The sequence below is a fragment of the Burkholderia sp. Tr-20390 genome (assembly GCF_017104595.1).
Taxonomy (GTDB): Bacteria; Pseudomonadota; Gammaproteobacteria; order Burkholderiales; family Burkholderiaceae; genus Burkholderia.
In genome coordinates this window covers 1-7814 of record NZ_JAAGPC010000282.1, presented here as the reverse complement: position 1 = coordinate 7814, position 7814 = coordinate 1, and the positions used below count along the sequence as shown (strand labels likewise).

The following is a 7814-nucleotide window of genomic DNA, read 5'->3' as shown; positions in this document are numbered from 1 at the left end:
TTGACGCGCGCGAGATCTCACACAGCGCGTACACTGTTTCCCTACCCGCCGCTCTCCCGATCTGCCCGGCCCGTCGTAGCGCCCCAGCACGCGGAACAGCGCGGCCAGCAGCACGACGAACGCGCCCAGCGCGTTGCCGGCGGCGAGCTTCTCCAGCACCGGCGCCGCGTCGCCGTCGAGCGCGAACGTCAGGGCCGGCTCGGGGCCGAGCGGCAGCGCATACGCCTGCCACGCCTGCTGAAGGCGGAAATCCTCGTCGAGGCGGCCGAGCGCGTCGGTCCAGAACGCCACGTGTTCCTGGTATTGCCCGCTCGTCGAGAGCGCGTTGAGATTCAGTTCTGACAAAGCACGATCTCCCTCTGCGCGTACAGGATTTCGGACGCGATGCCCTTGGCCCGGCAGTGCGCGACGAACTGGGTGGACTGGATGTGGCTCGGCGAGTTTTCGTCGAAGGTGTTGTCGAGGAGGTGGTTCAGCCACGGCTCCTGACCCATCGCATAGACATACGCCGCGTTGAACGCGAAATCGTCCACCAGCGCGGCGGCCTCGCCGAACTGGCAGCCGCGCGCCCGGCGCGACTGGTCGATGTCGCGCCGCAGCGCCTTCGGAAACAGCGGGCCGTAGACCCATGACGGCGGCGCGCCCTCGGTTTCCATCCCGACGAACAGCGTGTCCGGCTTGCCGGCGAGGCGGAACACATGCTCGTAGAGGCGCGGGTCCAGGTTGCACGAATCGGCGATGCACAGCACCGAGCGCGAGCCGAAGCGGATCATGAAGCTCTGCTTGCTGTGGATCGCCAGGTCGTTGTGTTCGCCCATGAACGGAATGGCGGTGATGGCGCCGCCGGGCAGCTTGATTTCCTGGGCATCCCGAACTTCCAGCACGTCGTCGAAGCCGAGCTTGCGCAACGCCAGTTCCATCGACGGATCTTGCGGAAAGCCGTCGAGATTGCGGCCGACCACCACGGTCTTGACCTTGTGGCGAAGCTGCAGCAGCGTCTCGAGGACGATGTGATCGTGATGGCTGTGCGTGATCAGCACGTAGTCGATCTGGTCCGGCAGGTCGGCGAACGTGTAGCGCGGCAGCGCGGTGTCGTAGCCGTAGCTGATCACCGGATCGATCAGGATGCTCACGCCGCGGCTCTGGATCAGCACGCACGCGTGACCGTAGTAGCGGATGCGGATGTCGTCGCCGTCGAACGAACGATCCGGTTTCGGCGCCGGCGCCTCCTCGGTGAAGAACGTGCGGAACAGCGGCTCGTCCTGCTCCGCCACGCGCATCAGGTCGACGATCTTCGCGTAGCTGCCGGGCGTGTCGCGCATGCGGAACAGCGTGTCGAGCGCGCGGTCGTCGAACGCCATGTTGCAGAACACCGTGCGATCGTCGCGGAGCCGGGGCGTGCTGAGGATGAACGGCCGCGGCGTGTGCTCCTCGATCGCCGACAGCGCGATGCTTTGCGCATCGCGCGCATAGAACGGGCTCGCGTACAGCAGGCTTTCGAACACCCGGAAGGACGGGTTGTGGTTCAGGTCGTAGTAGATCTCGACATAGCCCTTCAACACCTCCGGAATCTCGGGGTAGAGCGGGTCCGACGCCATCCCCGTGGCCTGTTCCAGCAGCAGCGTGGAGAACGCCTTGTAGGCCTTCGCCAGTTCCAGTTGCCGGGTCGCGCGTTGGGTGGTCTGCTCGATCAGCGCGCGGATTTCGTCGACGCGCTGGCCGCCCAGGTCGAGGAACGGCCCGCCGCGCATCGCGGGATCCTTGCAGGCCGCCGCATGCATCATCGGCGATGCGGCATAGGACTTCAGCAGCGGCAGGAACCGTTCGGCCACGTTGAGGGCGGCGGTCAACGGCGGCAGCGTGTGATACCACGCGTACCAGCTGTTGATCAGCGGTTCGAACTGGATGTTGTGTCGCAGGTAGACCTGCGTGCTCGACGAAATGGTCAACGAAGGCTCCTTAGAATGCGCTGAGTTCGACGGTGGGCTGGCGGGCGTCGGCGTGCAGCGCGCGGTGTCCCAGGGTCAGGTTCCGGATGCGAACGCCCGGATTGGCCAGCACTTCGCCGATCACGGACGTCAGCTCGTGGGCGAGGCCTTGCACCAGCGCCTCGCTGAACCGCCCCGCGTGATAGACGACGCGGATCGCGAGGCCCTCGGCGCGCGGTTCGGCCAGGAACCAGAAGTCCGTCGCGGCTTCCGTGTCCGCGCCCTGCGGGTCGTGGTCCGGCAGCTCCGCGATATGCACTTGTCCCGCATAGCGATCGACGGGGCCGTGCCGCTGGTTCTGCAGCGTCAGGCCGATGTCGAAGAGCGGATTGCGTCCCGCCACGCGTTTGACGTGCAGCTCGTCGAGCAGGCGGTCCAGCGGATACAGCGGGTGCGAGAACGCTTCGAGGGTGGTGTCCCGCACGCGGGCAAGCAGCGTGTCGAACCGGTCGTCGCCCGCGACGCGATCGCGCAGCGCCAGCACGTTCAGGTAGGGGCCGACCTGCGACTCGAGTTCGGGCAGCTCGCGGCCCGCGACCGGCGTGCCGACGACGATGTCCTCCTGGCCGGAACGGCGGTAGAACAGCGCCTTGATCGCGGACAGCAGCGCGATGAACAAGGTCGCGCCGTGGCGCTTGCCGAGCGATTCCAGCGCCGTCGTCTCGGCGGCGGGCAGGTCGAATCGCCAGGATTTCCAGCTCGGCGCGGCCGGCTGCGCGACGTCGCCCGGCAGGTCCAGCGCGCGCAGGCCGCCGCCCAGCTTGGTCAGCCAGTAGTCCTTCATGCGCGCGCCGTCCGGCCCGGCGAGCAGGCGGTTCAGCCAGCCGGCGTAGTCCTTGTACTGGATCGGGAGGGCGGGCAGCGGATCGTCGCGATGCTGGACGAATGCGTCATAGAGCGCCGACAGGTCGTCGAGCAGGACCTCCGTGGACCAGCCGTCGCTCACGATGTGATGCATCGTGCAGATGCAGACGTGACGGACTTCGGAGAGCCTGAGCAGCTTGACGCGGAACAGCGGGCCGGCGGCGAGATCCATCGGCGCGAGCCGTTCGCTTGCCTGGATCGACGCGGCCTGGGCATCGCGGTCCTCGGCCTCCTGCAGATCCACGACCTCGACCGGGAACGCGGCTTCGCCGGGCGGCAGCACCTGCTGGACCGGCTGGTTGTCTTCCAGCACGAAACGCGTGCGCAGGATCTCGTGACGCTCGCTCAACGCGCGGAACGCTCGCACGAGCGCGTCCACGTCCAGCACGCCCTCGAACAGCAGGGACGTGGGCAGCGGCCCGCCGGCTTGCGCCGCATGGAGACGATCCTGGACCCACAGCCGCGTCTGGGCCGGGGAGAGCGCGTAGCTTGCCTGCGCCGGCAGCGGCGTCACCGGCGCGTAGTCGATCGGCTGCGTATCGGCGATGCGCTTCGCGAGGCTCGAAATGGTGGGGAGTGCGAACAGGCTGCGGATTTCCAGCTTCGCATGCAGATCGCGACGGATGCGTGCGACGACCTTCGTCGCCAGCAGCGAATTGCCGCCCAGCTCGAAGAAATTGGCGGTCGTGCTGATCCGCGCGTGGCCGAGCACTTCCTGCCAGATGGCCGTCAACTGCGCTTCGAGCGCGTTGACGGGCGCGACGTGGTCCAGGCCGTCGCCGGGTTCGGGCAGTCTGGCGCGATCGAGCTTGCCGTTGGGCAGCTGCTCGAACGCGCTCACGACGACGAACGCGGCGGGCACCATGTAATCCGGCAGCCGCTGCCGCAGGTGGCCACGCACCGCGTCGACCAGTTCGGCTTCGGGGTGCGACGAGCACAGCCATGCGACCAGTCTCGCGCCGTCGTCCACGCCGCGCAGCGCCACGACGGCGGCGTCGACCAGCGGGTGCGACGTCAGCGCGGCCTCGATTTCACCGGGTTCGATGCGCAGGCCGCGCAGCTTGATCTGGTGATCGATGCGGCCGAGGAACTCGATGTTGCCGTCGGCGCGGTAGCGCGCGAGATCGCCGGTGCGGTAGAGGCGTGCGAGCGGGTCGGTGGAGAACGGATCGGCGACGAACTTCCCGGCGCTCAGTTCAGGTTCGCCGTGGTAGCCGCGCCCGACCGGCGTGCCGCCGATCAGCAGTTCTCCGGGCACACCGATCGGCGTGGGCTGCATCTGCGCATCGACGATGTAGAGGCGGGTGTTGGCGATCGGCCGGCCGATCGGGACGATGCGGTGCGGATCGTCGCGGCGGCATTCCCACGCGGTCACGTCGACGGCGGCCTCGGTCGGGCCGTAGAGGTTGTACAGCCTGACGTCCAGGCGCTCGAGGCAACGTTGCTGCAGATCGTGGGGCAACGCCTCGCCGCTGCACACGACGCGGCGCAGCGACGCGCAGTGCGCGTCGAGGTCGGGGTGGTCGAGGAACGCACGCAGCATCGACGGCACGAAATGGAGCGTGGTGATGCGTTCGCGCTCGATGAGCTCGACCAGATAGTCGGTCTCGCGCTGGCCGCCGGGGCGGGCGAACACGAGGCGCGCACCGGTGACGAGCGGCCAGAAGAGTTCCCAGACCGAGACGTCGAAGCTGAAGGGTGTCTTCTGCAGCACCGTATCGTCAGCACCGAGCGCGTAGGCGTGCTGCATCCAGAGGATGCGGTTGGTGATCGCGCGATGGGTGTTGAGCGCGCCCTTGGGCCGGCCGGTCGAGCCGGACGTGTAGATCATGTAGGCGAGGTTGTCGCCGTCGAGCGCGGGCGCGGGGTTGGACGTGGCCGCGTCATCATCGAGGTCGAGCGAGTCGCGATCGACGACGAGCACGTGTGCGTCGGTCTCGGGCAGCGCGTCGCGCAGATGCTGCTGGGTGAGGAGCCAGCGCAGCTGCGCGTGGTCGATCATGAAGCGCACGCGCTCGGCGGGGTAGTCGGGGTCGACGGGGACGTAGGCGCCGCCCGCCTTGAGGATCGCGAGCAGCGCGACGCTCATGTCGAGCGAGCGCTCCATGGCGACGCCGACGAGCGCATCGGGGCCGACGCCGAGGTCAATGAGGCGATGGGCGAGGCGGTTGGCGCGCAGGTTGAGTTCGGCGTAGGTGAGCGCGGCGTCATCGAAGACAACCGCGACGGCATCGGGCGTACGCTCGACCTGCTGTTCGAACAGCCGATGCAGCGGTTGCGCGGCGGCGTCGCCGAAATCCGTGTCGGTGCGGTTCCACTCGACCGTCATCAGGTTCCGCTCCGCATCGCTCGTCAACGGCAGCTTGGCGACGGCGGCCGACGCATCGTCCGCGAGATGCGTCAGCAGGGTCCGGTAGATGTCGAGGAAACGCTGCACCGTGTTCGCGTCGAACAGATCGGTGTTGTAGTCGCAATCGATCAGGAGTGCCTGCCCTGCGTCGAGCACGTTGACGTTCAGGTCGAACGCGGTATGGCGGATCAGCGGCGCCACGAGGCCGACCGTCAGGCCCGGCAGTTCGGGCAGCGCCGACACGGGTTCGAGGTTGAAGACCGCCGACACCAGCGGCGCGGCGTTGAGATCGCGCTGTGCGCCGATTTCGCGGACCAGCTCGGCGAACGGATAGTCCTGGTGCTCGAGCGCGTCGAGCAGGTTCTGCCGGGTGCCGGCCAGGAAGCTCGCCACGGTGGCCTGCTCCGGCAGCGTCGAGCGCAGCGGCAGCAGATGCGTGCAGTAGCCGGCGAGGCGGTCGCTGCCGGCCACGGAGCGGCCGGTCACCGGGATGCCGGTGACGATCGCTTGCTGGCCGGCGACGCGGTGCAGGAACAGGTTGAAGCCGGCGAGCAGCACCATGTAGAGCGTGCAGCCGTTCTGACGGGCCGCGGTGCGCAGCGTCGCGGCCGCCGCCGCGTCCAGATGCAGCGACACGCGCCCGCCGTGAAACGTCTTCACCGCGGGCCGCGGGTAGTCCACCGGGAGATTCAGCGGGGCGGCCTGATGCGCGCATTGCGCGAGCCAGTACTCGCGATTCGCCTTCATTTCCGGGCTGTGGCGCTGGCCGTCGAGCTGCTTCAGGTATGCGCGAAACTGCAGCGGCGCGTCGGCCGGCGCCGCACCGGCATACGCGCGGGCCAGGTCCTCGAGCAGGACCCCGAACGTCGAGCCGTCACAGATGATGTGATGGGCCGTCATCACCAGCAGGTGACGCTCGCTGCCCACGCGCACGAGCGCGGCCCGAAAGAGCGGGCCGTTCACCAGATCGAACGGCAGGCGGCTTTCCTGCTCCCGCCACGCGTCCTGCTCCGTGTCGATCAGCGGGATCTCGAGTGTCAGCGACGGATGCACGATCTGGCCCGACCCGTCCGCCATCACCGTGGTGCGCAGCGCCTCGTGCCGGTCGACCAGCCCCTGGACGGCCGCGCGCATCGCGGCTTCGTCGAGGCGGCCGTTCAGTTCGAGCGTGGTGTTGACGTTGTACGCGAGCGACCCTTCGGGATCGATTTCCGACAGCACCCACAGCTGGCGTTGCGCTTCGCTCAGCGCGGCCACCGTGCCGTGTTTCGAGTGCGGCCGGATGAAGCCGCCCCGGCGCAGGTCGGCGACGCTGTCCTTCACCGCGCGGATGAAGCGGTCGATATCCTCGTCCGTATGCGCGGTGGACAGGAAGCAGGTGCGCCATTCCCAGATGTAGATGCCCTTTTCGAGCATGTGATAGAAGAACAGGTCGAGGTTCTCGGTGAATTCGAAGCGGAACATCGAGCCGAACCACGTGACCTTGATCGGCGCCTCGGCCTCTACGAAGAACGCATTCAACGTGCCGGCGATCCGCGCGGTGCGTTCGTTGAGCGCGGCCTGCAGCGCCGGGCCTTCCTGTTCGATCTTCTCCAGCACGGCCAGCGCGGCCGCCATCGCGAGCGGATACTGGCAGAAGGTGCCGCCGAACGCGGTGCGATCCGCGGCGGGGAACGAGTGGTCGCCGTAGGTCCACATGCCGCCGTCGATCGCATCCATGAAGCGGCTGGTGCCGGCGATCACGCCCAGCGGCAGGCCGCCGCCGATGATCTTGCCGTACGTCGCGAGATCGGCCCGGATCCCGAACATCGCTTGCGAGCCGCCCGGATGGACGCGGAAGCCGGTGATCATTTCGTCGAAGATCAGGGCGACGCCGGCCTCCTCGGTGATGCGGCGCAGTTCCTTCAGGAATGCGACGGGCTGCAGCGAAGGGTTGCGGCTCTGCACCGGCTCCACCATCACGGCGGCGAGCGTCGACGCCATCCCGCGAATGGCGTCGAGCGCGGCGTCGCTGCCGTAGTCGAGCAGGATCATGTTCTCGACCGAGCCGAACGGCACGCCGGGGGCGATGGTTTCCGTGACGCCGTCCGCGTTCGCCGCGGCGAGCGTGCCGTCGGCATGGCCGTGATACGAATGCGTGAACATCACGATCTTGTCGCGCCCGGTCACGGCGCGCGCGAGCCGCATCGCGGTCATGACGGCCTCGGTGCCGGTGTTCGAGAACGCCACGCGATCGAGGCCGGTCACGCGGGCAAAGCGCGCGGCAACTTCGCCGACGAGGCTGGAGCGCGCGCCCAGTTCGAGCGGGCGCTGCCATTCGCGGGTGACCTGGTGCTGGATGAAATCCGGCGTGTGGCCGAACAGATGCACGCCGAAGCCCATCGTGAAATCGATGTACTCGTTGCCGTCGATGTCCCACAGCCGCGAACCGGCCGCGCGATCGCCGACGATCGGATACAGCATCTCCTTGGTCGAAAAGCGGAAGCCGACCGTGGCGCGGCTGTCGGCCAGCACCGGGCGCGACGCCTGCACCGAGTCCTTCGATTTCCGGGTGCGCGTCGTGTAGCGCACGATCAGCGCCTCGAGATGCTCCTGCTGCGCGGCGGACAGGG

General features: G+C 68.0%; 3 protein-coding genes. All 3 read right to left on the bottom strand.

Annotated features, from left to right (window positions below; genetic code table 11):
• Positions 1-345: hypothetical protein (locus G3N98_RS37155; RefSeq protein ID WP_241026247.1), on the bottom strand; the 345-nt coding region annotated here is incomplete at its 3' end.
• Positions 333-1949, bottom strand: coding sequence for an MBL fold metallo-hydrolase (locus tag G3N98_RS37150; protein ID WP_206150909.1), 1617 nt, complete (start codon positions 1947-1949; stop codon positions 333-335). The genes G3N98_RS37155 and G3N98_RS37150, both read right to left, overlap by 13 nt.
• A 10-nt stretch (positions 1950-1959) precedes the next feature.
• A partial coding sequence (locus G3N98_RS37145; RefSeq protein WP_206150908.1) for a non-ribosomal peptide synthetase occupies positions 1960-7814 on the bottom strand: 5855 nt, incomplete at its 5' end.